Genomic DNA, 25,129 nt, shown 5'->3' with positions numbered 1-25,129 from the left:
AGTCTTATGCCCACCGCACTGTCGATCCTCGACTTGGCGTCGGTCGCACCCGGCAGCACCGCACGCGACAGCTTCGAGAACAGCGTCGCGCTGGCCAGGGCCGCCGAGCGCAGCGGCTATCGACGCGTCTGGTACGCCGAACACCACAACATGCGCTCGATCGCCTCGAGCGCCACCAGTGTGCTCATCGGTTACGTCGCCGCGCACACCGACACCATTCGGCTCGGCGCAGGCGGCATCATGCTGCCCAATCACTCGCCGCTGGTGATCGCGGAGCAATTCGGCACGCTGGAGACGCTGTTCCCCGGGCGGATCGATCTCGGACTCGGCCGCGCGCCCGGCAGTGATCAGAAGACCATGTTCGCACTGCGCCGCAATCCTTCCTCGGCGGACACCTTTCCGCAGGATGTGCTGGAGCTGCAGGGCTACCTGTCGGGCAACTCGCGAGTACCCGGTGTGCAGGCCGTGCCGCGCGCGGAAGGCATTGTGCCGCTTTATATTCTGGGGTCGTCACTATTCGGTGCGCAACTCGCCGCGCAACTCGGCCTGCCGTACGCCTTCGCATCCCACTTCGCGCCGGACGCGCTACACCAGGCGGTCGCCGTCTACCGCGACAGCTTCCGGCCGTCGGAGCAACTCGCCGAGCCGTATGTGATGGCGGGTGTCAATGTATTCGCGGCCGAAGACCACGATGCGGCGGTGGCGCAGAAGACGATCTCCTACCGTGCTCGCGCGCGAGCCATGATTCGGCGTGGCGCGGCGGGCGCGGACTTCACCGACGAGGAGATCGATGCGTTCCTCGCCTCGCCGAACGGCAGCCAGCTCAGCGCAATGACCCGATACACCGCCGTCGGCACTCCCACCGAAGTCCGTTCGTATCTGGCGGATTTCGCGGGCTCCATCGATGCGGACGAACTCATCGTCGCCCACCACGCCACCGAAATCGATGACCGACTCCGCTCGGTCGAACTCACCGGCGGTCTCATCACCGAGCCGGTGGCCCCCTAGCTCACCGAGCCGCCGACGATCAGGTTCGCGGTAATTGTGCCGTCGGCTTCCTTATTGCCGTAGACGACGACCGCGGCACCGACCGTCACATCCGACACGCTACTGCCGGTGAGGACAAGTACCCGGGTACCGGTGTTGACACGAACGTTCGTCGTGGCACCCAATATCCCTTGCACCGCAAGCGTTTTGCCGTCGTTGGCAGTGACCTTGCCGACGGTCAGCCCCCGATCGACCTGGACCGCGTTCGCCGGGGCGGCGGTGGCCGCCGCGGATCCGCCGGTTGCCGAATCTCGGACCGGTGTCGAACCGATGGACGCTACGGAAAGGTAGGCCACCAACGACAGCAGGACCGCGAAGCTGGTTCCGATGAGCATGCCGAGGTCGGGATAGTGCTGCCCTCGCTTCGAGGGAAGCGTGATAGCGGTGAGAATCACCGGGTCGATGGCCAGCTCCGCGCCGCCGCTGGACTCCTTGCTCGGGAGGGCCTTGGGCTGGTTCGACCACGGCGTGGCCGGGGGACTCATAGCTTCAACGTTATTTAACCGAGGGCGAATGCCTATCACCATTGGCGGGAGCACATTGCTGCCGGTTGACACGCTGAGCGGGTCGGGGTGCTGCTGCAGGGCGGGACCTGGCATTATCCGTTTATGGTCATTCCCAGCGTGCTGCCGGAACGCCCTACCGTCGGATCCCCGTTCGAGACCGGCTGGCCGGTCCGCCTCGCCGATACGGACCGGGACCAGCGTCTGCGCCTCGACGCCATCGCCCGCTACCTGCAGGACATCGGCTTCGAACACCTCGAAGCCGTCGAGGACGGTGACATCCACCGCGGCTGGGTGGTCCGCCGCACCGTCATCGACGTCCTCAAGCCCATCGAATTCGGCGAGCACGTCACCCTGCGCCGCTGGTGCTCAGCCCTGTCGAACCGCTGGTGCAATATGCGCGTGCAGATCTGTGGCAGCAACGGCGGTCTGGTCGAAACCGAAGGATTCCTGATCCATTTCGGCACCGAATCCGGCGTGCCCGCGCGCATGAGCGACCGCTTCATGGCACCCATGCTCGCCAGCACCACAGAACATCGCCTGCGCTGGAAAGCCACACTCACCGACCCGCTACCCACCGGCCCAGACGTCCAGGAATTGCCCTTCCCCTTGCGCGTCGCCGATTTCGACTGGCTCGACCACGTCAACAATGCTGTCTACCTCAGCGCCTTGGAAGAACTCCTCGCCACCCACACCGATCTCACCTCCGGCCCGCATCGCACCGTCATCGAATACACCAAACCCCTGACCGCGGGCGAGCAGGTCCGCGTAATCGGCCGCCGCACCGGCAGCACCCTCGACGCCTGGTTCGCCGTAGCCGACGACCCCCGAGCCACTGCCCGCATCACCCCACGCTGACTCCCGCCCCACCGATAACCAGGCGATTCGGCGTCTGGGCGCCCCCTGAGGTAATCTTTCCGAGCGCCCGAACATTAGGCGCAACGGGCTGTGGCGCAGCTTGGTAGCGCACCTGACTGGGGGTCAGGTGGTCGCAGGTTCAAATCCTGTCAGCCCGACACACGAAAACCCCTTCCGACCAGCATCGGAAGGGGTTTTATCGTATGCGGGAGGAGTTCTTCGGCACGCGATCTTGCCAAGAACTTGCCAACATGCGGGAGCGGGCATTCGAATCATCCGAAGAGCGCGGCGCCGGCCGCGCGCAAGTCCTCCGGCTGTGCATCGCTGTAGATGCCCAGCGAGACCGCGGGGTCGTGGCCGTGCCAGGCCGCGACGATGTGCACCGGAATACCCAGCGCCAACATCAGACTTACGCTCGTGTTCCGTAGCCCCTTCAGTGGGATGCGACGGAGCCCGGCGCGTTCCCGCAGACGGTGAAACGTGTCGGAGTAGTACTCCGGTCGGATCGGCTCTCCCGCTTCGTCCACCGCGATCAGCTGATCGTCGGACCACTCGATGCCGAGCGCCGAGCACTCGGCCTTCTGGAGCATTTTCAGCCTGTTGAGCGCCTCCGCCAAATCAGGGGGCGGGGGAAGGTCGCGGCGGCTGCGGCGGGACTTCGGCAAGTTTTCTTCGGTCTCCTTGCCGATGGCCACACGGCCTCGGCGCACCCGCAGTGCGGATTCATCGAAGCGCGTCCATCGCATGCCGAGCACTTCGGATCGGCGCGCCCCATAGCAGGACAACAGCCAGCAGGCGTAGAGCCGTTCGCCGCGCACCGACTCGCGGAAGGTCTCGACCTCGGCCACCGTCCAAGACTTCGACTGTTCGTCGTCGTCTTCACTGAAGTCGTCTTTGGGCCGCTCCACGAGCGCAATGACGTTGCGCGGCAAGGCTCCCTGGTCGACATAGGACTGCACGACCATGCCGAAGGCGGTCAATGTAGCCCGCACCGTCACCGGTTTGACGCCGCTCGGTGCCTTCTCGGTCTGCGTTGTGTCCGCCGGGATGTAGACCGCCCGTCGGGGGCGGGTAATACGTCCGACGCGGATGAGCCCTGATAAGCACGTGTGGATATCTTTGTCCGGGAATGCCGCCTTGATTCTCGCCGCCGTGATGCCCTCCGGGTGCTGTCCGATTAGTTCGGCTACCTGCGACATGAGGCTGTCCGGGCGGTAATGCCGGGGACCGACACGACCTTTCGTAAGCATCCATTCGACGAGTGCGTCCCCGTCTGCCTTTGTGAGCTGGCGCAGCTTCTTGCCACCCATGTGCCGCCGAACGGCCTTCAGATCATTGCGGTAGCCCTGCAGCGTGATCCGGCGGATACCGCGCCGACTGTCAAGCCATTGGTCGCACGCTTCGTCCACGGTGATGTCCAGGAGTCTGGCGTATGTTCCGGCAGCGACTTCGGTTGTGATCCGCCGGTATTCGCGCCGCGCCTGGGTTTGGGTGTCGTATGTGAAACGCTGCCGGTCGCGGCTGCCGTCCGGCTTGGTGCCGACATCGGCCTGGAACCAGTAGGTCACCTTGCCGTTCTTGGCTGTGTGTTTGTTGATCGGTTCGGCGCGTCTGGCCGGCTTATTCGTCATGTCGTGACTCCTGTCCGTGGTGGGTGGTGGTCTTTATCGGTTCTCGTTGCGGACGGGGCGCTACTCGCCGAGTGAGGAACTCGCGCTGACGGTGGGCATTCGACGACATGTCAGCGGTCCGTTCGGATATGTGACTGTCAATTCAGAGACGGCGTCGACAGCGATGATTGGCGCTGGCGTGTTTGGAGTCGGCGCAAGTTGCTGAAGTCGCCCTCTTCGATGCGCGGCCGCAGTGTGAGATTCCTCAGAAGTATCTTGGCGAATCGGAAGATTGGTGTGCCTGAGCGTCACTCAATTGCACACCGTGAGAGCTGTTGCGATTGGGATGCTTTGACGGCTTGGTCGGTGGTCACGCTGTCAGTGCAAGTCGCGGCACCGGTGGCGGCGGAGGTGTTGCCTCGGCACGTAGGTGGAAGGCTGTCAGTGGGACCGACAACCTGTGAACGGCATCGGAAGCGCTGATGTCTTAGAGGGTGTCGGTGTCGGCTGGATTGGTTTGCAACTCGAGCACTTGTCGTACCCATCGCGACGGGATTCGCACTCGGTTGCCGACTCGAACTGCTGGCACATCACCTGACTTCGCCGCCGCGTAGACAGTGGATTTGCCGACACCGAGGAGCCGTGCTGCATCGGGGACCGACACCGTCGGCTCGCTTAGCAGACGGTGAAGTATGTCCCCGACAGCGAGAATATTTTTGTGGTTCAACTTTCGGCCTCGATTACGGGCCGATCCGTGAGTCATCCCTTACAACAATAGAACCGGATTCGACGAGAATGCGCCAGTCGCAATCACGTCGACAGGCCAGGCAGATAGGCACGTCATGGCCGCAAGCGCTGGCCACCGTGACCGGCAGCGCGCCGATCGTCTTCGGCTGATCGACCGCGATCAGCAGCAGCCCGCGCGTAGCGGGGAGTCGAACACTGCCCGCAGGCGAAACTCGTCATTGGGCAATGCCTTGTCGTACCACTGTTTTCCGGTCGGTGATGGCGCTCGTTGAACTTGGCTCTGGCGACGATCATGTGACGGCCGTTCAGGCGGCGAGAAGTATCTGTGCTCTGAGGAGATCGAAGTTCGCCCGGCCGTAGCCGTCGCGCTTGAGTCGTTTCACGCGCGTGACGTTGCCTTCGACAGCGCCGGAGCTGTGTTCGGTGGTGAGCCCGTTGATGATGGCGGTCAGGTCGCGGCGCATACCGATTGCGAGGCTGTGCAGTTCGGGTAGGTCATCGGCTTCGACGGCGTCGAGCCAGGCAGGTAGTTCGAGGCCGCGCCGTTGGGTCATGATCTTGGCGAAGGTGCGGACGTGCTGCTGGAGGTGTTCCAGATGGACGCATTCGGTGGTTGCGTTCTTCACGATCAGTGCGTCCTGCTCGGTCAAACGGTCGGGATGGGTGAGTAGCGCCCTGCTGATCTTGCGTGGCTTCGGGACTGCCGCAGCGGTGGGGGTGGGCCTGCGCCGATGTGGGTCCGGGCGGCAGCGGCTGGTGCCGGGCATCCGGAAGGGCTTGAGGTAGCGGCGCACCGTCTGGACGTCTCCGGTGAATCCCAGAGTCCGTAGTTCGCAGGTGATGGTCTGCGCGTTCGTCACGCCCTCGTTCCACCGCCGGTTGACCAGGTCGATGTAGGGGTCGAGCTTGGTGAGGCGGTGCTCGGCCCTGCCGAGCAGTTCCTCCACGCAGGTGGCATTGGCGAACCGGCGTACTGTCTGGCGGTCGAGGTTCAACTCCCGTGAGATGGCCGAGCGGGACAGTCCACGGGCGAGGCACTGCTGTACCGCGGTGTATCGCTCCCGGGTCCGCTCGGCCAGCCGGTAGCTGCGCTGGGGCGCGGCGATGAGCTCGGCCGCGGGTGCCGGTGCGGGCGTGGAAGGCTCCGGTTCGCCCGGGATGGCTTGGGCCGCAGCGGCTTTGCGCAGACAGGGGTGGTGGGCGGACACGGTCTTCTCCACCGCCTCGCACAGGTTCTTCCACAGATGGAATCGGTCCGCGACTTGAATCGCCTGCGGGGCGCCCGAGCGGATGCCCTCGGCGTAGGCCCCAGCTCTGTCGCGGCACACGGTCCGGATTTCGGGGTGCTCGCGTAGCCAGGCTGCGAGCGTGCCGGCCTCACGGTCGGGCAGCACGTCCACGGGCCGATGGTTGTCCATGTTGATCAAGATGGTGTTGTAGGAGCGGCGGCGCCGAACCGCGAAGTCATCGACACCGAGCACTTCGATCCGTCCGGCTTCGGGCAGTGGCTGGGCGCGGATCAGGCCGATCAGCACGTCGTGGCAGCATGGCATGGCGAGCCTGGCTGCGAGCCTCGCTCCGGGACGGCCGGCCAGAGCGAGCGCGACGCGGACCAGAGCCTGGGTCAATGGCGGGGTGCGGCGGGCGAACGGTGTGGTCAACCCTTCGATCTGCTCGGAGAACGTGGACTGCGAGCATTCGGGGTTGACGCACTTGAACCGGCGGACACACACGACTACCCGCACCCTACGGCCACCCAGCGGGATGTCGGCGAGTTGCCGCTGGTAGCGGGCATGGACCCGGCCCGAGCGCCATCGGCAGCCCAAGCAGGGCGCCTCACCTGCCTTCGCCCGCACCCGGAACGTCACCAGATCCCCATCCAGGTCGACACCATCCACAGCCACCGCCGCGAAGTGCGGCAAGAACACATCAATACACTGCGAAATCCACGCCCGACATCATCTTCGGCAGCCCCCGAACCTCACGCACGACACGCCGGAAAACGTTGCCGGGCAGTCGATCCGATTCCCACCACTCCAGGGGACTTACCCACACTCCGACCAGTGCACGTCACATGATCGTCGCCAGAGCCTTGAACTTCCCACTGACGCTCACCGAAATTCCTCGTTTGTCCCGGGTGGCTCCGCCGCTGTGAAGGGGGACAAGGCCAGGTAGCCAGTCCCTCGGTTCACCAAGGAGCCCAGCCAGATCAAACACCTCCAGTTAGCAGCGGCTACCCACGGTCTCACTATTCCCGCAGTCGGTGTCGGCCCTGCGGGTGCGTGCTGGGGATGCCGGTCACGGCGGGGATCTGGACGGTGGGCTGGTCGAGGAGCCGGTGCAGCCGTGCGCAGAATGCGTCGATCGACCCATAGCGCCACAGGATCTCGCTTACAAGCTGCCGCATGCTCGCGGCGACAAGGGGATCGGTCACCCTGTCGAGCGCCTCGTCCAAGTCCTGCCTCCTGCGTCCGGGGGACAAGCATCCGCGTGTGTTCATAGAAGCCAGGGAGGACCGCGAGACGAACCAGGCCCGGACTTCTTGCTCCTCGATCGGGCTCCCGTGCCTGTCAGGGCTTGTGAGCCCCGACGGACACAGCACTTTGCGCAACCGTCAAGTGATTCGACGTCGCGAGTACCGTAGATTGCCCGGACCGGTCGGGCGCGGCCCTGAACATCGCGACGAAGTCCCGATCGACTACGACAACTACGACGGCGTCAACTCCGCCGCCGAGGCCGTCGCGGGCCTGCGTATCCAGCGTCTGTTTTGGCTTGTCCGGGATACAGACGGCGATCCGGCACATCGACAGGCCGGGCAGATAAGCGACGTCGTGACTGCGCGCGGGCGACTATCACTGGCAGGGCGCCGATGGTGTTGGGTTGGTCGACCACGATCAGCAGTGGTACTCGTTCGGCGAGGCGATCGGACACTGCTCGTAGCCGGGCTTCGTCCTTCGGTAATCCCGTGGTCTCGCGTCGCGCGGTGGATCCGGCCGCCGGGGCACGGTTGTAGCAGGTTGCCGAGGAGCTCACCGGAGTTCGTTATCGGGTCGTTGCGTGCTGATTGTGCAGTGTCGGAGGTGTGCATCGGCGTATTCGTGCGACATGGCGTACGGCGTCGTGGGGGCACAGTCTCATGGAGGTGGGGCAGTGGCGAAGACGGGTGCAGACGGCCAGTTGGCCGTCTGCACCATCCTCGGTTGGTCTGGTCCGTCAGGTTCAAAGAACTTCGCGTGGAGGTTGAAAAGTGTTTGTGCCCAATGGTTTCGGGGTCTGTTGGAGTGGTGGTCCGGAGTAGGGGCGTCGGAAGCCGCACGACAGGAAGATGTCTTGGGTGCCGAAGTGATCGGAGGTCTGGACGCTGAGGGAGAAGGGTTCACCTGTGGTGGGGTCTCGCCAGTGGAACAGCTCGGTTGGGGGGCGGCCGTAGGCGAGGTCGATGTTGTCGCGCCAGAGACGGTTGACCTCGCTGCTTTTTCGGAGCTGTTCGAGTAGGTGTAGTGCTCTGGGGGTGTTGCGGTGTCGGCCGAGTACGGCCTTGGCGGTGGCGACGATATGGGGTGCCACGTGTTCCCAACCGACGATGATTTCTTGCGCGATAGGGGTGAAGAACCAGCTCAGGATGTTGCCGCCAACTGCGTTCAATCCGGGAAAAGCGTGCACTGCTGATGGGTTGGCGGCCAGGACATGCCAGGTGTAGTCGATGTATACGGCGAGAGTGTCGTTGTGTTGGTGGTAGTTGAGTACTTCGAGTTGTCCTGAGGCGATGAGTCGGGTTCGGAGTTCGTCCAGTGGTGCGAGATCGACTGGAGGTTCGGATAGTTCGCGCAGGTGTCGGGCCTGCATGTCGTTGAGTTCGTAGCCGATGATGAGTCCGTCGACGACTTCTCGTTCGGGTGGATAGCGCTTGGTTTCGATCTGTGTGAGGTAGGAGGCGCTGATGCCGACGAGGGGAGCGGCCTTGTCCCGGCTCAGATCTTGGCGCGTGCGCAGCTCCCATATCCATTCGAAGAAGTCCGGCATCTGCGCCTCCTGCGACCGCGGCCTGCGCCGTCGGCGTAGGCGGCGGTCCGGACCACGTCCTTGATTGTGACTGTCCATAAAGACGTCCCCTCCCTTTTTGGCAGTCTTCCACTGCAAGATTGCAATCGAATATTGCGAAGAGTTTCCGAGACGAACTCTCGCGGATTGCGTCGTACGCGACTAGGTACGCGCCGAGATCGAGAGTCGCGCTTACGCCATCAAACCCTCGAAAACCGCTGCGGCGCTAGCCTTTCAATGGACAACGTTTTTGCCAGTCAATTTCTTCGCCCATACACTTGACCATCCTGACCAGCACGGATCGGAAAAATTGGCAATAGCCTTGTCCATCCAGAGATTCTCGGCCGCCGCTACGTGACACGTGTCGTTCGACGCCTCCAGGTGGTGACCATTCCAGCGTATCGGCACAAAATCGGTTAAGGAGAAGGCGATTACGCCATGGCGCAACAATGGGGTTCCGAGTGCGGTGTCCGCAGCTGCGCGACCGGGTGGCTCTGCTCGATCGCGGACTCGCTTGGTGAGTCGAAGTGTTGGCCGCTGAGGCAACCTTTTCGCAATCGCATGAAGGCGTTACGCGTTTGCCGGATTGATCTAGGTCTGATAGGACGGAAGCAGCTTGGGGGAGTCTGCGGTGACCTTTCCTCGTCATCCTGCCATGGCGAGGCATTATCTCTGGCGGCGATGACGAGACGGGGAGGACGACAACGTGAGTTCGGCTCCTGCGCGACGAGCCATGACACAGCGGCGTGGCCGCGCCCACACATCCGACAAGGCCGAGATGCCAAACCTCGGTGACTGGCTACGTAAGGTGCGTGAGCACCGGAACCACACTCGAAAGTCCGCCGAGGCGCGTACCGGTGTCAGCGACTCCTACATCAAACAGATTGAGAACAACAAGGTCGTGCCACTTCGAGGTGTGCTCGACCAGCTCATCGTCGGCTACCGGCTTGACGAGATGCAAGCCCGTTTCACTCGGGAACTAGCCGAGCCGCCCCTCGAGCTGACGCCGATTGCAGAGCTGCGCGAACGCGTGAGCACGCCGGACCGCCTTGCCGCATTGAAGTTCTTCGACCAGGTCGGCATCATTTGCGTCTTCACCGACCCCTTGTGGAATGTCCTTGTCGGCAACCGAAGCTTCTACCAGGCAGAACCCGATATCGTAGCTGCAGGCAACAACGTCGCACTGTGGCATTTCCGGCCCGGTGTGGCCAGATCGCCTGCCAAAGATGTTGCCCTGCAATGGGATTACGAGGCGACCGGGCTCATGGCACTGGTCCGTGCGGGACTCGGTCGCTACCGCGATTCACCCCAAGCCGCCGACTTGCTGGCGCGACTCCGTGCGAGCGACGAGTTCAATGAGCGCTGGCAGGGCGGAATTCAGGTCGCCTACGGACGTGAGCCAGACGATCTGTGCCACATGCTAGATCCGGTAACCGGAGAGCCATTCTCGGTGTCCATTCAGGTCGGTGAACTCCCTGATACCCGCGATGTCCGCTTCCAACAGGCGATCCGACGGCCATACGCTGGTCCACCGCTGTCCTGATCGGTACCAGCGGCTGTGGGTCACACGGGCACCGACACAACGCACGACGCTCACGTTCTACGCGCCCCAACACATTTGGGATGTTTATAACATCCGAATGTTGATAGCATCCAGGACGATTGTTCTGCTCGCTGGCGAATGCAGTGCCGCGCTCTCCTGGGGAGTAGTCAGCTGATTAAGGGGGACCCCTATGAACGTGGATAAGTCCGACCTCGACCGCATCCCTCTCGTTCCGGGTGGTCTGCCGCTGATCGGACATGGCGTGGCGCTGATGCGAAACCCCCTCGGACTTCTCTCGGCACTGCCGGAGCATGGTCCGATGTGCCGAATCCGGCTCGGGACAGACACTGTCGTTTTCGTCTCCGATCCGGACCTGACATCGCAGGTCTTCGTGGACGACAAGGTCTACGACAAAGGGGGGCCCTTCTATGCTCGGGCCCGAGAGGTCGCTGGCGATGGACTCGGCAGCTGCCCGCACAATATGCATCGTCGGCAGCGTCGCCTGTGCCAGCCAGCGTTCCGCTCGGACCGGCTCCCGTCGTATGTGGAGAGCATGACCCGGTCGATCGAGACCACAGTGCGGGGATGGCACGACGGTCAGGTAATCGACCTGGGTGTCGATCTGTCGGCCATGACCTTCCGGGTTGCGACGGAGGCTATCTTCTCAACATCACTGTCCGACAGCCAGATTCGCCAATTCGCCACAGATCTGAGCACGATCGCTCACGGATTGTTCCGGCGGACAGCATTGCCCGCCATCATTAATCGCCTACCGACCCCCGACAATCGACGCTACGACGCCACCGCGCGCCGCGTACGGCAACTCGCCGCATCCGTCATCGCGGAACGACGCGCCGAACAAAAAGACCGCGGCGATCTGTTGTCGGCATTGCTGGAAGCCCGCGATGCACAGGACGGCGCACAGTTCACCGACTCCGAGCTGATCGACCAAGTATTCACATTCTTCTTGGGTGGCGCCGAGACGACCGCGGGCTGTCTCACCTGGGCGTTGTATCTGCTCGACCACAATCGCGACGTGCAGCAGCAGTTACACGAGGAGGTCGACTCGGTCCTGGGCGGCCGCACAGCGACGCGCGCAGACCTTCCCTCGCTCCCCCTCACCAACAGGATCATCACCGAAACCCTTCGGCTGTACCCGCCGACCTGGGTGCTGACTCGACAGGTCACGGCGGATACCGAATTGGGCGACATCCTGCTCCCGGCGGGGACGAAGATCGCGGTGAGCCCGTACGTCATTCATCGCAGCGAACGGATATATGACGACCCGAGTGCGTTCCGTCCCGACCGCTGGGTTGACACCACACCGCATCACAACCGCAAGACGTTTATCCCGTTCGGTCTCGGTGCTCGCCGATGCATCGGCGAGCAGTTCGGGTTGATCGAGGCCGCGCTCGCATTGGCAACGATCACCGGTCGGTGGCGGCTGTCGTCGTTTACGCAGCGGCCGATCTCGATGTCGATGACGCAGATTCCGATACCCGACGGGGTGCAGATGCGAGTGAACACAAGGCAAGTACCCGCACTCGTCGAGTGATCAACGACACCTGTTCGCCGAAGGCTGTTCGACGCCAATGACGCCGGGGCACGACGATGGAAACGCTATGACCTAGATCCTACGAGAACCGGCCGCCGCCGGACCGTGACTCGGTGCGCCAATGCTCGTGGACCTACGATGAGGAAGGTAACCGTTGCTGGACCGCCGACCGTCGGGCCAGTGAGGTCTTCGCCGCCGAAACGCTTGCCGACGCGGCGGCCGCAACTGGTACAGCCTGGTCCTAAACGGTCGGTCACTGGTTCAAAAGCCAATCGAAGCGGCGGCGGGACGCGATGAAAACGACCACCGCGTTGGCCGAGGCGCTGACCGAATTCCGGGTCGTCGAAACTCCACAGGATCTGGCGCTGTTCGGCGGAACCGGTGCTGCCGCAGTGGATCCGTTGTGTGCTCGGATTATCTGCGCGTCATCGCCGCCTACGACAAAACGTGTTTGCCTGCAAGCTGATCGGCTGACGAAAGGGCGCGCACACCGCTGCGGGCGGTGAGAGCTGCACGGAGTTGAACCGACCCTGTCCTCCACGACTCACAGGTCGCCTCATCGGATGAGAACAACACCATCACGGACGCGGTGCTCGCGCTCGTGGCTATGCGGCCCCGCAGCCGCGGACTCGCCCCGACGCCATCGTGAGCTGCCGAGATGGTGTGCGATCCGTTTCCATCACTTCCGGCTGGTGCTGGCAATGTCGTTTTCGCCGCACGATAGCGAGATGTTGTCTCCCGAGCGGCTCGGCGGGCTCCGAGGGGGATCAAGAAATGGCCGTGTTCGGTCGTGGTGGGGAGAAATCTGTTTGACAACAGCATTGTTAAATGGCGGGGTTCGCGCTGCTAGATCAATCAGCGAATTGCTCAATGCTGTTGTATAGGATGATCTTGTTGGTAAAAAGTCTGGATTCACAACGGGCTTCGCGGTTTGGATAGGGAGGCAATCTAAACCGCATCGAAGGGAAAAATCGTGGATCCGTTTATTGTTCTATCGTGGGTGAACACCGGCTTGTCGGTGTTGTCGAACGGTTTGTCGGTCGCGGCCCAAGCGCTGTCTCTGATCGTGCCGTTCCTCTGATAGTTCTGCCCTGAAGAGGGCCTCCTTACTGGGGAAACCGGGTCGGGAGGCCCTGTGGGGCCGCGCTGAGCGCATTCTTCGACTTTCCTATTCCGCCTTCGTGTAGAAGGGCTATTTGGCGTGCCGAAATATCGAAATACAACAAGTTGCGCGGCGCCGCGCAAGAGTCCCAGTCCGAACCATTCGCATTCGGTTCACGGCGACTCTGTTCGAGTGGGGCGTGGCAGGCGGATCGCGCTGGCGAGCGCGATCCCGGTGGTGGCGGTCTTGGTTTGCGGCGGCGTTGCGTCAGCGGCCATCTCGGCCGATCCGATCGCGGATCAGCCGGGGGTAACCGGTCCTGAACAGCCTGGCACCGCCGCACCCGCACCACCGCCTCCCAGTCCTCCCGTGCAGGAACCCCAACCGCCTGCGTATTACGAGCAACCACCAGCGGTACGTAACGAAGCACCCAGCCGGCCGGTGCCCTCGCCCGCTCCGGTCGCGCCGGTTGAGCTGGGGGAGTTGCATCTGCCCGAACCGGTTCCACCGGTCGCGCCGATCGAGCCACCTGCGGACACGATCCGGATCGGGCAATTCGAAACCCCGTCACCGGATTGGCTGCCACCGGAGATCCGAGACTGCATCAACGACACCGCCGCTGGTGCCGAAGCCCAAGTGGCGCAAGCGTTGGATTCGATCGGGCTCCCACCCGGCCGCTCTGACCGGGTCAGTGGCGCGACCACCGCGGGTGCACTGCTGGGCGGCGCCGCCGGTGCCGCGATCGCGGGTGCTCCGACCGCTGCCGTAGGGGCGGTCGTGGGTGGTCTGGCCGGTGGCACCATCGGCGGGATCGCCGGGGCCGCAGTGGGAACGGTGATCGAGGTCCCGGTGATCGGGACCGTCACCTCCGGTATCGCGGGCACAGCGATCGGTGCCGCGATCGGCGCTGCGGTAGGAGCGGCCATCGCCGGATTGCCGGTCGCTGCGGTGGGAGCAGCGGTTGCCGGCACTATCGGTGCCGGGTTCGGTGCGGGCGTGGGAGTGGGTCAGCCGTGACAAAGTCCATGACTCGACGCGTCCGCGCCACCATGATCCTGCTGGCCCTATCGGCGGCATCCGCTCTCACCACCGCGGCGGGCGGTGCCCAGGCGATGCCGATCGGACCGGGGTGCCCTGCCTTGTATGTCCTTGGTGTTCAGGGGACCGGTCAGTCCTCACCGGCAGCGGACCCGGTGGCCGATACCGGTGTGCTCGGCACGATGTTGGCGCCGGTCACTGCCGCTGTTCCGGGACTGGTGCAACACAGCTACATCGCCTACGGTGCCGGATTCGGCGGCATCGTTCCTGGCGGCGGGGCGGCCCCGTACGCGGCGTCGGTGGCCGATGCGCACAACCAACTCGCGACTGCGGCAGCGCAAGTGATCGAGCAGTGCCCTGGCACGCTGATCGCCGGTGTCGCCTATTCCCAAGGTGCGCAAGCCCTTGCGCAGTTCGCCCAGGAAGTAGGGGCAGGGGTTGGTTCGGTGCCCGCGGACAAGATCGCCGCGATCGCCCTGTATTCCAACCCGATCCGCGTCGAGGGCAGTCCAACCTTTCCCGGTCGACCGGGGCAAACCGTTCCGGACCCGGCGCCGGGTACCAGGGGAGCAGCTGTGTCGGGTGTTCAGGTAATCAGTGGCGCGGCCGGTGGTAGCGGAATCGCGAGCACAGGAGCGGGTTACGGTGCGCTCGAAGGGCGCGTCGCCGATGTCTGTGTCGATGGTGATCTGGCGTGCTCGGCACCGGATCAGGCGGCGCTGCTGCGCCTGGGTGCGGAGATCGCCGCTCGAGCGAATCTGGCCGACCCGATCTCGGCAGTCGCATCGATCAACGCCCTGCTGTCGCAGGCCCTCGGGGACGCCTGGACCACCGTCATCAACAACGACATCCAGGTCGGCGGCGGCAACGTCGACTACGCCCCACAGCAACCGCTGTCAGTCCGATTGATCGATGCTGCCGACCCGCGCATTCCGGCGCCGACGCCAGAAGACGCCGGTGCGGCGGCGGCGCGCTGGAACGAGATCACTGCCACCATCGTCGGCAACCCGGTGGTGTTGTTGCCGAAGGTGGTCGGGCAACTCAGTGCCGCATGGGGGCAGTTACTCGCCGACAACGCCGCCTTGACGAACCCCAGTGTCTGGCTGCATTTCGCCGACACCGTCGCCCGCCACAACGGCTACGCCGCAACCGGCCAACTGACCTCGGGCACCGCGTGGCTCACCGCACTCGCACACGACCTCGGGAGCCGATGATGACCGAGCCCCTCACCGACGACGAGTTCTACACCGCGACACCGATCGAGACCGGCAGCACGCGCGGCGAGATCCTGCGACTGCGGGAAGTCGCTGTCCCGCAACTGCGTTCGGTTGCGCGCGCGTGGCAGATCGTCTACGTCACGAGCGATTCCTACGGCGAGCTGATCCCGGCTTCGGGCATCGTAATCGTCCCCGACATCGCCACCCAGGTGGGTGTAGGACCCATTCTCGGATACTGTCCGGTGTTCCGTGGGCTCGGCGGCCGGTGCGCACCCTCGCAGCTGCTGGCCGACGGGACCGAACCCGAAGCCGACTACCTTGCGATGGCGTTGGATCGTGGCTGGAGCGTCGCGGTCGCCGACGGTCGCGGACTCGGCATCACGGGGCTGGGACCACATACATTCCTGGCCGGTCGCTGCGCCGGGCAAACCATCCTCGACCTCACCCGCGCCACACAGCGACTACCCGGCTTGAACGACGACACCACGCCGATCGCTTTGTGGGGATACGCCGACGGCGGCCGAAACGCCTTATGGGCCGCGGAAATCCAGCACGAATACGCACCCGACCTCGACCTGCGCGGTGTCGCCGCCGGCGCGGTGGTCGCGGATCCGGGGGAACTGGTCGCCGAGATCGACGACGGACCATTCGCGGGCCTCGGGCTAGCCGGGTTGGTCGGGTTGGCCCGCGCTTATGCGCACCTGCCGATGCTGCACATCCTCACCACCGAAGGTCACCTCGCCGTCGCCAACATCGAAAACCTAGACGCAACAACGATTCTCGCGCGATACCGGCAACCGCTGGGACACTGGTGCGAGCAGGCTGACCCGTGGGCTGACCCGATGTGGCGATATGTGCTGGCTCGGGAACGCTGCGCACAGCAACCACCCCAAATCCCGGTGCACCTCTACCACGGCACACACGACACCCTCATCCCCGTCGAATCAGCGCGGCGACTATTCAGCGACTATCGCGGATTGGGTGTGGATCTGAACTGGAGTGAATACCAGGTCGATCACCTACAAGCCGCCACCGACGGAGCCGGTGAGGCCATCGCCCACCTGGCGGACTACCTGCAGCGCACCCCGCCGAGGTCCATCCGGTCGACGCCATCGACATCACCGCCAACGACGACTCCGGACTCCTGAACCCGCTTCCGGGAAACCCTGCCCGCGCCCCGTCTTCCCCTCGCCAGCGGCGCGGGCAGGCCCCGGACGACAAACACCCCAACGGATCGAGGCCAAACAGTATGCGACACAACGACCACCGCGAAAACCCCAGCTCGACAACCCGGACAGCGCGACCGCGCAACCTCGTGCCGCCGATCCCGGCAGGAGCACTCGAGCGGCCCGGTTCACCTGTGGTCCGCACCGCTGAGCCGCCGCATTGACCCACCAGCGTGAAACACGGCTGGTCGCACCGCAACTCAGGACTGAAAGGAGAACACACGCCATGCGCATCAGCACAACTCGGGACACACATGCGAGGCGAACGTCAGCACCGAACTACGCACTGTCGATAATTGTCGCGGCATGGACGGTGGTCGCGAGCATCGTCACCAGCGGGTCTGCGTCGGCGCAATCGTCGAATCCTGATGCCCCGTTCGATACGACCTGTCCCGCGCTTTATGCGCTCGGCGTGCAGGGACCTGAAGAGAGCTCACCGGATGCCGCATCGACCACCGACACCGGCGCGCTCGGACAATTGTTCGCGCCGATGCTCGGCGCGGCACAGGGTTTGGCGCAACGCGCTTACATCCCGTACGGCAGCCGCGGCGATGGCGCCGAAGAACCCTACGACCAGGCTGTGGCGACCGCGTCGACGCGGCTCGAGGACACCGCCGCGGAGATTGTGCGCCGCTGCTCGGGCAGCAAGATTGCTGTCGCCGGCTATGGCCAAGGCGCGGCGGCGGTCGCGGCGTTCGCCCAACGGGTCGGCACCGGCACCGGCAAGGTAGGCGCGGATCAAGTCGCGGGCATCGCGTTGCTGGCCAACCCCGCTCGCGCCTCTGACACCGCAGTGCTGCCGGGGCTCGCCGGTGCTACCACCCCCACAGCCGTGCCTGGCACCACGGGAACCCAGGTGTCGAAGATCGCCTTCACCGGCACCGCTACGACCGGCTCCGGTATCGCTCGAACCGCCGATACATCAGCGGATTTCGGCTCTCTCACCGGCCGCGTCGCTGATTTCTGTGTTGCCGGTGACATCACGTGCGCGGCCCCATCCGAAGGGCCGTTGGCAACGACGGTCACCAACATCGCCGCGCAATCGGATCTACGTGACCCCGTCGCGGCAATCTCCACGATCGCCCAAGCCCTCGCCGCGACGGTGTACAAGACCGCTGTCGGCGTGGTCACCGAAGACGTCCACGGCAACAGCCTCGACCAGTTGTCCTACGAGCCCAGCAAATCGATCAGCCAGCGCCTGGCCGAAGCCTCGAACCCCGCAACGCCCTTGCCCGGCCCCGACCAGGCCATCGCCGCACTGATGCGGATCGGCACCATCGCGCTGAACGCGGTCACCACCGTGGCACAGACAGTGTTCACCCCGGCAACGATCACCGAACTCGCCACCGTCGGCATGACCGACCCGTTGGCCGCGATCGCCACCCTCGGCACCAAACTCGCCGCCGCCGTGGTCGAACTCGTCCCACCACAGACCGGGATCCGGCTGATCAACCAAGCCTTCGACGCGATCACCACCACCGTCACCGACAACACCCAGCTCTACAACATCGCCAGCTCGACCCAATACAGCGACACCTCCGGGCGCCACGGTTCCTACTCCAGCACCCCTGCCACCCCGACCGGGCAATCGCCCTTGGCGACCACAGCGGCCTGGTTCGCCGCCGCGGCCCGTGACATCGCCGCCATCACCCCGCCCGCCACACCGGCACCAACCACAACCACCGCGGTGACAACCACGACCGCCCCCACCACGACACCGGCTTTGCCGACAACCACTGCGGCAGCGAGCACTTCGACGGTGAGCACAAGCCCGGCAGGCACTACGCCCGCCTCATGACCCCTTCGGGGGAAGGCGCGATCAGCTCGCACCTACTTCAGGGCTGATCTGTGAATCAATCCCCGGCGACTTCCCCCGAAGGGCCCCACGCACTCCGACACGAGCACCAAGGAGGTGAAACCCCACATGGCAACCCAGTCCGGCACTGACATCCGCACCGACGACGCGCACGGGTGGGGATGGCTCGACGACAACACCGCGGTCGAGCTACCCCTCATCGGTTCGCGCGCAACACCATCCGATCACCCTGGCAACGACGAATGGGACTGGCTGAACAACCCGCCACCTCCGCACGGCAGCGCCCTCGACCCCGACGTTGAAACCAAACCCGGCCGATTGCGCGGACTCCCAGCAAAGGCATGGGCTGCCCTCGGCGCAGTGGCCCTCTCGGCCACGAGCGTGGTCATCGCCGGGGGATTCGTCGTCAGAGATGAACAGCCACCGACCGCGGCGCCGACCATGCCCGCCGCGACGCCACCGTCAACACCGCCGACACGCCCTGCGTGCCAGGGCCTGACCGCACCCGTGGTGACAGACACCACCGATGGTCCCGACCCCATGACACGGGCGATCGCCGGATTCGAGCACGCCTACTACCAAGGCGACGCAGATGCCGCACTGCGATTCCTCGCACCGGAAGCAGGGATCCTGCCCGAGGCGCTGGCCGTCGGTATCGCCTCGATCCCGAAAGACACCCGCCACTGCGTCGCGATCACCCCGATCGCGGACACAACCGCGACGGTGCATCTGGTGGAACTACACCTGGACAACCAGCGCATCGACTACCTCCAGGTGATCAACGTCCGCATCACCGATGCCGTGGCGGCCATCTCCCGGACCGCGACGTCGCCGCAGCAGGTGGAGTCGCCGAGCGTATCGAGTGAGGTCCGAGGGTTCTGGTTCGACATGATGGCCCCGGATCTGTGGAATCTGGAGCGGATGGCGTATCTGGCCGCCGCCTATCAGGACCGCGTCGCCACCGGCCGGGCAACGTTCGAGATATCGCCCACCCAGGCACGACATTTCGAGCGCACTATGCGCGTGCACCACCAGCGGGCGACCGCGTTCGCGCACATGGCGCAGGTGAGCGTGGCCGAGGGCGAGCAGTTGTGGGGAATCGGGCGAGCGGGATGGCTGAAACTCCACAACTCTTACGTCAGCGCCCAGGACGAAACCGGGCTTCACGACGAGCTACGCGGCTACATGAGCGCGGATCCGGGATTGCCGGTGCCGCAGTATGTCGCGGTCGACGACGATGGTCAACCGATCCCGCAAGCCGACAGCGTGCCACCGGCACCGGAGCAGATGATCGCTGACGCCTGCGCCGCGATCCGCACCCAGTTCATCGAGGACGCCCTCGCTCCGCAAGGTATGACCGCCGCCATCGAGCAGGCACTGCCACCAGGACTGGTCGGGCAGTGGAACAGCGAAACCACCCCCACCACCGAGCGCCCACCGCACACGCATAAGGAGGCCGGTCCCGAACCGTAACTATCGACACCGCAACAACATTCGCGCCCCTACCGTGCCGGTCGCGGCGCATCCAGCGACAGCACATGCAACATCCGGGTCTTCCTCGCTGACCGTAGGTGCCGGTCACAGGCAAGACAGCCACACAATCCGCCGGGGACATCAGAAATCAGCCGCGCGAGACGCTTCGGCGCCGCGGCCCACTTCGACCAGGTCGAAAGACGATGTCCGACAACACATTCCACGATAATCTCGAAACACCCACCATCACAGCCGGTTCACCCCCGAACTCGGGCGATACCGCCGCCGCAGCTCAATCCCCGCCCACCGGATCGACCCCACCCGCGCTGGATACATCCCCCGCGCAGGTGGAAAAGCTGGCCCTGGAACTATTCGAGTCCCCCGAGCGAATCGGCCGCACGCAACCCGAGGCGAGCCGGTCCTCGGCTGCCGACGATGCGGCCGACGCGCTCTACACGCGCCGGTTGCGGGAGGTGCAAAACCTCGCCGCGGCAACAACTCTGCTCGCCGACGCCGCACCGCCGGGGGAGCAAGGTGACGGTGTGCCAGCCCAGCTGGATGCCCTCACCGTGGCGTTGGGGCAGGCGCGTCGCGACGCGCTGGCCGACGGCGTCGCCGAGGACGATGTCATCGCGGCCGAACTGCTGGGCACCGAGGGCATGCCATGGGCGGCGCACCCGTCACACCGCTGGCTGGGCAGGATCGAACGCCTCGACACCCAAGCCCAAGTGTTCGCTCAACAGGCATTCGAGCACCGGCAGCAGGCCATGGCGCTGCGCATGCACGTCATCGGGCAAGACACCAAGATCCTCGGACTCGAATACCAGGTCAGTACCAGCCACGCCAAACTTCGAGAGTTGCTGGGGGACAAAGCTATCCCCGAGACGGTGTCCAGGCAGGCCGGGGGCGGTGTCGCGGTAGGTGACGACCTCGAGTGCCGCGCGGTGGATTCCGGTGGCGAGATCGGTGAGGCCATCGACGCGACATCGCCGGACCTCGGCGGTGCGCGATGGGCATCGGAAACGGAATCGCCGCAGCAGGATCCCCCGGCGACGCTGGGTTGGGAGCGGGGGCTATGACGTGGTTGGAACAGCCGCGCGGCTACCTGGACCCGCTCTACTACGCTGACGCGGCCTCCGATACTGAGCAGCACCTACGGGCCGATTTCGCCAAGCACTACGCGCTGCGCGAAATCGCGCCCTACGGCGAAACACCCGCCGATGTTGCGCGGCTCGAGAACTCCGCCGTCGAACTCGCCGCGCCGTGGGTCCACCACGACATGCCGCAGTGGCGCACCCTCTGGGGGCAAATCGACGCTGTCGCCGGCGAATGGGAAGCCGATTCCGAGGCGGCGCGCCGGTATTTCGACAGCCTCGCACGCTCCCGGCATGCCGGGGATCGCAGTGTCGATGACATGACCTGGCGCACTCTGCGCCAAGCCCGCGAAATCACCGGCCACACCGACGGCATCGCCTACGGCTCCAGCCAGGACCAGGCGAGCTGGCGAGCAACCGGGCCATCACGTCTCATCACCAACACGACCACCTCCCAAGCCCACTCGGCTCCAGATACTGCGGCAGCCTCGACGCAGGGGACCGGACCAGTGTTGAGCGCAGTGGATCGTGCGTTGGGAGCCCGGCCGGGCGCGCGGCTGTTGAGCATGGACGAGGTCGAGGCCGTCATCGACGGTATCGACCTCGCCCTGGACTGGGAGGAAGAGCTCGGCGACCGCGACGGCACCGAACAGCTGGCGCGCCAGGCAGCGCTGCTGCGTGAAGTACAGGACCTCACGGCCGAACACTCGCGCGTGGCGGACGGACAGGGCGAGCCTATCGATGACCCAGAAGCTCTCGTCGAGCACATGGAGTCGTTGTTGGCTCAGGTGCGGCGCGCCCGTGCTGATGCCCTCGCCGGTGGAGTCGAGTACTCCGACATCGACCTCGCCTATCGGGCTGGCCTGGACGGCACGTATTGGAGCGACCGTCCGGCCCACCCTCATTTGGGGCGCATCGCGCAGCTCACCGCCGAACGCGACGACGCCCGCGCCGAAGCCGCCACCCTGCGCGGCGTCGTGGCCGATCTGCGCAACCAGCTCGCCCGCCACGCAGCCGCGCCCACCAGTACCGAAACCGCAGCCGCACCAACACTCTCGACGCCCACAACCGTGAACCCCGCAGTCGGCGCCGACACCACGGGCGACGGTGGCACCGCGATCGGCGCGGCCATCGACGCTGCCATACCAGACGGCGCGGGCAACGACTGGGACGTCGCCATCGCCACCACCGAACCGGACGAACCGATTCCCGCCAGTCTCCGGACCGACGTCGTTGAGGAGGTAAGTCGGTGAATTTGGTTGTTCTGCAACACAATCCGAGCGCAAATCCGTGCGTGATGTCGAGGAGTCCCCGGTCATGATTTCCACCCGAGAGGCTCGCCGCCGCCGCGTGGGTGGTCTGGGACCCGAAACCACCGCGCTACTGCTGTTTTCGGCCGTCATGGCACTCGCGCTGCTGGCATGGGCGGTGTTGAGCGCGGGCAGTTGGTGGGCCGGGATGCCGGTGACCCGGCACCCGGTGGTGGCGTTGCTGCAAGTGGCAATCGGTCAGCACCCGTGGCCGTGGCAATCCAGCGTCATAGCGGCCGTGTTGGCCGTGCCGGTCGCGGTCCTGGTTCGAGTGGGGTGGCGATCGGTGGCCTCGCGTCCGCGCCTCGATGCCGCCGCCCGCACCATGCACCGCCCCAGCGAGATCACCATGGCCACCCAAGCCGACAACGCCACCGCCGCAACGCGGCTCCTACGTGATGCGCCGCCGGAAATCCAATCGCTGAAGGGGCCACCACTGGGCACAACGGTCCGCAGTGGGATCGAGTTGTATGTGCCCGCGGAGATGGGTGTGGTGATCGCCGCTGGTCAGCGCACTGGCAAGACCATGGTGTGGGCTGTTCCCGCGGTGCTCTCGGGGTGGGGGCCGGTGCTGGCGACCTCCAACAAACCCGACGTGTATCGCCACACTGTCGGCGGGCGCGAAGAACAGCGCAGCCGGATCTGGTTGTGTGATCTGCAGGCGGTCACCGGGACGGTCCAATGTTCGTTCTGGGTCGATCTGCTCGCGCAGGTGGGCACATTGCCCGCCGCCCGCAAGCTGGGCGGGTTCTTCATCGCCGACTCGAACGCCGAAAACGCCCGCGTGGACGCCTATTTCGACGGCGGCGCGCGCGAGCTGCTGGCGCTGTATATTTTCGCGGCAGCATGTGCGGGTGGGGATCTGATACACGCCGCGGAATGGCTCGGCCGCGACCAGGACCAAACCCCGGCGTTGATCCTGCGCCACTCCGAACACCCGCGCGCCGCCGAACGGATCCTGGAGGCCCAAAGCCTGTACGCCCGTCAGCGGGACGGTCTGTTCGATATGGCGCGCCGGTATCTCAACGTCCTGACCCATGAGGGCTATGCGCGGATGGTGACCCCTCCACAGCGGCGCATTATCAAAGCCCACGAAGGTCCCGACAACACCGGGATCCTCGACATCAGCGACGGCGCGCAAGTCCATGACCTTCCGCAATTCCAGCCCCGCGAGTTCGTCACCAGCAACGAGACCTTCTACGCGCTGTCGATGGCCGGACACGACAGCGCGACCCCGCTGACCGCGGCGCTGATCGGGCAGATCCTCGAAGCCGCATTGGCCACGGCACGAGCGAGAGCTGATGGGCGCCTTGCGGTTCCGCTGCTGGCGGTGCTGGATGAAGCCGCCAACTGCGCACGCATCGCGGAGCTACCGGAGTACTACACCTACTGCGCGGGCTGCGGAATCATCTTGATGACCATCCTGCAAGTCCTCGAACAGGGCGAAGCCCTGTGGGGTGCGAACGGTCTGAAGATCATGCGTGCCCAAGCCATCGAGGTCTACGGCGGCGGTATCGCCGCCCTGGACTATCTCGAGCACTGGTCACGCATGACCGGGCCGCACGACGTCGCTGAGCGCTCCAGCAGCTATGGTCCCGGCGGAGTCACCCGGTCGCTGACCTGGCGCTCCGAACCAATCCTGGATGTTGCCCAGCTAGCGGCGCTACCCAAAGACCGTGCGGTCATCCGGTTACCGAACCACGGGCCGCTGCTGGTGAAAAAGGTTCCCTGGTACCACAACCCCGATCTCGCACCCCAGATCCAGCGATCGCTGGACCGGTTCAAGGACCTCACCGCCGACACCGTCACCCCACCAATGACCGGGACCACCGACCCCACCGCGGGGGGCGCGCCATGAACAGCCCGGCACCAACCCCACCCGCGGCAGGGAGCGGGAAACCGAACCGCCCAGCCCAACCACCGGCGTACCGGCACTTCACCGAATTCGCCGACAAATGGCTGTTGCCGATGGTCAACGTCCGCCTCGCCGAAGCGAACCGGGAAAACACGTACACCTGGTGCAGTCAATGGTGGCGCCACCGCCCCGTCGCGGTCCGCATCGCCCACCTGCACAACGCCTTCGAAGCCTCGCGGCGCAGCAAGGCCGGCAGCGCGATCAGCACCTATGTCCTGAACCACGTCGACGCCCATTTCAACCTCATCCTCGACGCCGCGAACGGCCCCCTCTATCGCTGCACCCGCACCGAACACAACACCGTGCCCTCGCTATCGGCGGACCCGGTGCCCGCGAACTGGTTCGGCACCAAACCCACCCCTGCGCCGGAAGCGGGCACCGCAAGCGAACCGAAACCACAACCACTGTTCGTCCACTACAGCAGCTTCGTCACCGGCTGGCTGCTGCCGGTCACCGCTTTCCGCATCACCGCGAACCGCAGAGAAGGCCACTACACATGGTGTCGGCAATGGTGGCGCCACCACGAGGTCGTACTCCGCTTCGCCGCCATCCATTCCGTCTTCGAAGCTGCGCGCCGCGCCGAGGACAAGACCGCGATGTCGATCCTGTTCGTCAGCCACCTCGACCGGCACATGCGCCGAATCCTCGACGCCGCACAAGGACCGCTACACCTGTGCACCCCACACCGACACATCGAACTGACCGGACTCCCCAACACCACGATCGCACCAGCCTGGTTCGGCATCGACGGCACGAAAACTCCCATCGAACAACTCGGATGGGGACCCGACTTCCGGGCCCTGGCGCCCGTCTCACCGGGGGAGGCGCGCGCGTGACCACGCCGGCGCGCGCATACAAAGGTCCTCACAGCCCATTCCGTGGCGGCTCTGCCACAGCATGAAGAGGTGGTCGCCGCGATCGGTGCCGCGATCACCGACGCGAGTCGGAATCGACTGCGGCGAGTACGACGAGCAGCTCAGCCCCTACCGCGCCGCCCGCTGCGCCGGTGTCCCTGTCAGATCCGCGATGCGCGC

The 25,129-nt window shown here is 65.0% G+C and carries 20 protein-coding genes, 1 tRNA gene and 2 pseudogenes; 15 read left to right on the top strand and 8 right to left on the bottom strand.

From position 1 onward, the window contains the following. The first annotated feature begins 6 nt into the window (after window positions 1–6). Window positions 7–1,008 carry an LLM class flavin-dependent oxidoreductase gene (locus tag ACQPYR_RS29940; RefSeq protein WP_433622269.1) on the top strand — a complete coding sequence of 334 codons (1,002 nt, stop codon included), beginning with the start codon at window positions 7–9 and terminating at the stop codon, window positions 1,006–1,008. Here the strand turns inward: ACQPYR_RS29940 and ACQPYR_RS29935 are convergent. After that, window positions 1,005–1,532 (bottom strand): hypothetical protein, encoded by a 528-nt coding sequence (locus ACQPYR_RS29935; protein WP_433622268.1) that lies wholly within the window; start codon window positions 1,530–1,532, stop codon window positions 1,005–1,007. The two genes, ACQPYR_RS29940 and ACQPYR_RS29935, sit on opposite strands and share 4 nt — an antisense overlap. 123 nt (window positions 1,533–1,655) lie before the next feature. Here ACQPYR_RS29935 and ACQPYR_RS29930 point away from each other — a divergent pair, with 123 nt between their 5' ends. Then, the gene (locus tag ACQPYR_RS29930) at window positions 1,656–2,408 is read left to right on the top strand and encodes an acyl-[acyl-carrier-protein] thioesterase (RefSeq protein ID WP_433622267.1); all 753 of its coding nucleotides are present in this window, start codon (window positions 1,656–1,658) and stop codon (window positions 2,406–2,408) included. Window positions 2,409–2,492: 84 nt separating this feature from the next. Then, window positions 2,493–2,566 (top strand) — tRNA-Pro (locus ACQPYR_RS29925). Window positions 2,567–2,680: 114 nt separating this feature from the next. Here ACQPYR_RS29925 and ACQPYR_RS29920 read toward each other — a convergent pair. The 7 genes and pseudogenes from ACQPYR_RS29920 to ACQPYR_RS29890 all read right to left on the bottom strand — a co-directional run bounded on the left by ACQPYR_RS29920 (window position 2,681) and on the right by ACQPYR_RS29890 (window position 8,788). After that, window positions 2,681–4,039 carry a site-specific integrase gene (locus tag ACQPYR_RS29920; RefSeq protein WP_433622266.1) on the bottom strand — a complete coding sequence of 453 codons (1,359 nt, stop codon included), beginning with the start codon at window positions 4,037–4,039 and terminating at the stop codon, window positions 2,681–2,683. A gap of 466 nt (window positions 4,040–4,505) precedes the next feature. Next, window positions 4,506–4,781 carry a helix-turn-helix domain-containing protein gene (locus tag ACQPYR_RS29915; RefSeq protein WP_433622265.1) on the bottom strand — a complete coding sequence of 92 codons (276 nt, stop codon included), beginning with the start codon at window positions 4,779–4,781 and terminating at the stop codon, window positions 4,506–4,508. 53 nt (window positions 4,782–4,834) lie between these two features. Further along, a pseudogene (locus ACQPYR_RS29910) lies at window positions 4,835–5,015 on the bottom strand (IS110 family transposase); the annotation flags it as partial. 55 nt (window positions 5,016–5,070) lie between these two features. Beyond that, window positions 5,071–6,693, bottom strand: coding sequence for an ISL3 family transposase (locus ACQPYR_RS29905; RefSeq protein WP_433622264.1), 1,623 nt, complete (start codon window positions 6,691–6,693; stop codon window positions 5,071–5,073). 320 nt (window positions 6,694–7,013) lie between these two features. After that, window positions 7,014–7,220 (bottom strand): hypothetical protein, encoded by a 207-nt coding sequence (locus ACQPYR_RS29900; RefSeq protein ID WP_433622263.1) that lies wholly within the window; start codon window positions 7,218–7,220, stop codon window positions 7,014–7,016. Between the two features lie 302 nt (window positions 7,221–7,522). After that, a pseudogene (locus ACQPYR_RS29895) lies at window positions 7,523–7,726 on the bottom strand (IS110 family transposase); the annotation flags it as partial. A gap of 258 nt (window positions 7,727–7,984) precedes the next feature. After that, window positions 7,985–8,788 (bottom strand): helix-turn-helix domain-containing protein, encoded by an 804-nt coding sequence (locus ACQPYR_RS29890; RefSeq protein WP_433622262.1) that lies wholly within the window; start codon window positions 8,786–8,788, stop codon window positions 7,985–7,987. Between the two features lie 751 nt (window positions 8,789–9,539). Here ACQPYR_RS29890 and ACQPYR_RS29885 point away from each other — a divergent pair. The 12 genes from ACQPYR_RS29885 to ACQPYR_RS29830 all read left to right on the top strand — a co-directional run bounded on the left by ACQPYR_RS29885 (window position 9,540) and on the right by ACQPYR_RS29830 (window position 24,931). Then, complete coding sequence (locus tag ACQPYR_RS29885; RefSeq protein WP_433622261.1) at window positions 9,540–10,349, top strand: helix-turn-helix domain-containing protein; 810 nt, start codon at window positions 9,540–9,542, stop codon at window positions 10,347–10,349. A gap of 190 nt (window positions 10,350–10,539) precedes the next feature. Continuing rightward, window positions 10,540–11,904 carry a cytochrome P450 gene (locus ACQPYR_RS29880; protein ID WP_433622260.1) on the top strand — a complete coding sequence of 455 codons (1,365 nt, stop codon included), beginning with the start codon at window positions 10,540–10,542 and terminating at the stop codon, window positions 11,902–11,904. A 293-nt stretch (window positions 11,905–12,197) separates the two neighbouring features. Beyond that, complete coding sequence (locus ACQPYR_RS29875; RefSeq protein WP_433622259.1) at window positions 12,198–12,410, top strand: hypothetical protein; 213 nt, start codon at window positions 12,198–12,200, stop codon at window positions 12,408–12,410. A gap of 1,037 nt (window positions 12,411–13,447) precedes the next feature. Next, the gene (locus ACQPYR_RS29870) at window positions 13,448–14,023 is read left to right on the top strand and encodes a hypothetical protein (protein ID WP_433622258.1); all 576 of its coding nucleotides are present in this window, start codon (window positions 13,448–13,450) and stop codon (window positions 14,021–14,023) included. After that, complete coding sequence (locus tag ACQPYR_RS29865; protein ID WP_433622257.1) at window positions 14,020–15,258, top strand: cutinase family protein; 1,239 nt, start codon at window positions 14,020–14,022, stop codon at window positions 15,256–15,258. Before ACQPYR_RS29870 ends, ACQPYR_RS29865 begins: the two co-directional genes overlap by 4 nt. Beyond that, window positions 15,255–16,409 (top strand): lipase family protein, encoded by a 1,155-nt coding sequence (locus ACQPYR_RS29860; protein WP_433622256.1) that lies wholly within the window; start codon window positions 15,255–15,257, stop codon window positions 16,407–16,409. Before ACQPYR_RS29865 ends, ACQPYR_RS29860 begins: the two co-directional genes overlap by 4 nt. A 490-nt stretch (window positions 16,410–16,899) precedes the next feature. After that, window positions 16,900–18,285, top strand: coding sequence for a cutinase family protein (locus ACQPYR_RS29855; protein ID WP_433622255.1), 1,386 nt, complete (start codon window positions 16,900–16,902; stop codon window positions 18,283–18,285). A gap of 126 nt (window positions 18,286–18,411) precedes the next feature. Beyond that, entirely contained in the window at window positions 18,412–19,776 is a 1,365-nt protein-coding gene (locus ACQPYR_RS29850; protein WP_433622254.1) for a hypothetical protein, read from the top strand. A 203-nt stretch (window positions 19,777–19,979) separates the two neighbouring features. Continuing rightward, complete coding sequence (locus ACQPYR_RS29845; protein ID WP_433622253.1) at window positions 19,980–20,855, top strand: hypothetical protein; 876 nt, start codon at window positions 19,980–19,982, stop codon at window positions 20,853–20,855. Beyond that, window positions 20,852–22,123: a hypothetical protein gene (locus ACQPYR_RS29840; protein WP_433622252.1), complete on the top strand. Its 1,272-nt coding sequence runs from the start codon at window positions 20,852–20,854 to the stop codon at window positions 22,121–22,123. The genes ACQPYR_RS29845 and ACQPYR_RS29840 overlap by 4 nt, the downstream gene beginning before the upstream one ends. A gap of 64 nt (window positions 22,124–22,187) precedes the next feature. Further along, window positions 22,188–24,038: a type IV secretory system conjugative DNA transfer family protein gene (locus ACQPYR_RS29835; RefSeq protein WP_433622251.1), complete on the top strand. Its 1,851-nt coding sequence runs from the start codon at window positions 22,188–22,190 to the stop codon at window positions 24,036–24,038. Continuing rightward, complete coding sequence (locus ACQPYR_RS29830; protein WP_433622250.1) at window positions 24,035–24,931, top strand: DUF4913 domain-containing protein; 897 nt, start codon at window positions 24,035–24,037, stop codon at window positions 24,929–24,931. The genes ACQPYR_RS29835 and ACQPYR_RS29830 overlap by 4 nt, the downstream gene beginning before the upstream one ends. The last annotated feature ends 198 nt before the right edge of the window (window positions 24,932–25,129 follow it).

Origin of the sequence: Nocardia sp. CA-120079 (assembly GCF_050955745.1) — a bacterium.
Taxonomy (GTDB): Bacteria; Actinomycetota; Actinomycetes; order Mycobacteriales; family Mycobacteriaceae; genus Nocardia.
The sequence above is the reverse complement of the archived record's forward strand: the minus strand, read 5'-3'. Positions and strand labels throughout refer to the sequence as shown.

What these genes read in the sequence shown, in the direction of transcription:
- ACQPYR_RS29940 (WP_433622269.1), top strand. Translation starts at nt 7, where the DNA reads ATGCCCACCGCACTGTCGATCCTCGACTTGGCGTCGGTCGCACCCGGC.
- ACQPYR_RS29845 (WP_433622253.1), top strand. Translation starts at nt 19,980, where the DNA reads ATGTCCGACAACACATTCCACGATAATCTCGAAACACCCACCATCACA.
- ACQPYR_RS29915 (WP_433622265.1), bottom strand. Translation starts at nt 4,781, where the DNA reads ATGACTCACGGATCGGCCCGTAATCGAGGCCGAAAGTTGAACCACAAA.
- ACQPYR_RS29930 (WP_433622267.1), top strand. Translation starts at nt 1,656, where the DNA reads ATGGTCATTCCCAGCGTGCTGCCGGAACGCCCTACCGTCGGATCCCCG.
- ACQPYR_RS29860 (WP_433622256.1), top strand. Translation starts at nt 15,255, where the DNA reads ATGATGACCGAGCCCCTCACCGACGACGAGTTCTACACCGCGACACCG.
- ACQPYR_RS29935 (WP_433622268.1), bottom strand. Translation starts at nt 1,532, where the DNA reads ATGAGTCCCCCGGCCACGCCGTGGTCGAACCAGCCCAAGGCCCTCCCG.
- ACQPYR_RS29885 (WP_433622261.1), top strand. Translation starts at nt 9,540, where the DNA reads ATGACACAGCGGCGTGGCCGCGCCCACACATCCGACAAGGCCGAGATG.
- ACQPYR_RS29880 (WP_433622260.1), top strand. Translation starts at nt 10,540, where the DNA reads ATGAACGTGGATAAGTCCGACCTCGACCGCATCCCTCTCGTTCCGGGT.
- ACQPYR_RS29920 (WP_433622266.1), bottom strand. Translation starts at nt 4,039, where the DNA reads ATGACGAATAAGCCGGCCAGACGCGCCGAACCGATCAACAAACACACA.
- ACQPYR_RS29840 (WP_433622252.1), top strand. Translation starts at nt 20,852, where the DNA reads ATGACGTGGTTGGAACAGCCGCGCGGCTACCTGGACCCGCTCTACTAC.
- ACQPYR_RS29850 (WP_433622254.1), top strand. Translation starts at nt 18,412, where the DNA reads ATGGCAACCCAGTCCGGCACTGACATCCGCACCGACGACGCGCACGGG.
- ACQPYR_RS29830 (WP_433622250.1), top strand. Translation starts at nt 24,035, where the DNA reads ATGAACAGCCCGGCACCAACCCCACCCGCGGCAGGGAGCGGGAAACCG.
- ACQPYR_RS29890 (WP_433622262.1), bottom strand. Translation starts at nt 8,788, where the DNA reads ATGCCGGACTTCTTCGAATGGATATGGGAGCTGCGCACGCGCCAAGAT.
- ACQPYR_RS29875 (WP_433622259.1), top strand. Translation starts at nt 12,198, where the DNA reads ATGAAAACGACCACCGCGTTGGCCGAGGCGCTGACCGAATTCCGGGTC.
- ACQPYR_RS29835 (WP_433622251.1), top strand. Translation starts at nt 22,188, where the DNA reads ATGATTTCCACCCGAGAGGCTCGCCGCCGCCGCGTGGGTGGTCTGGGA.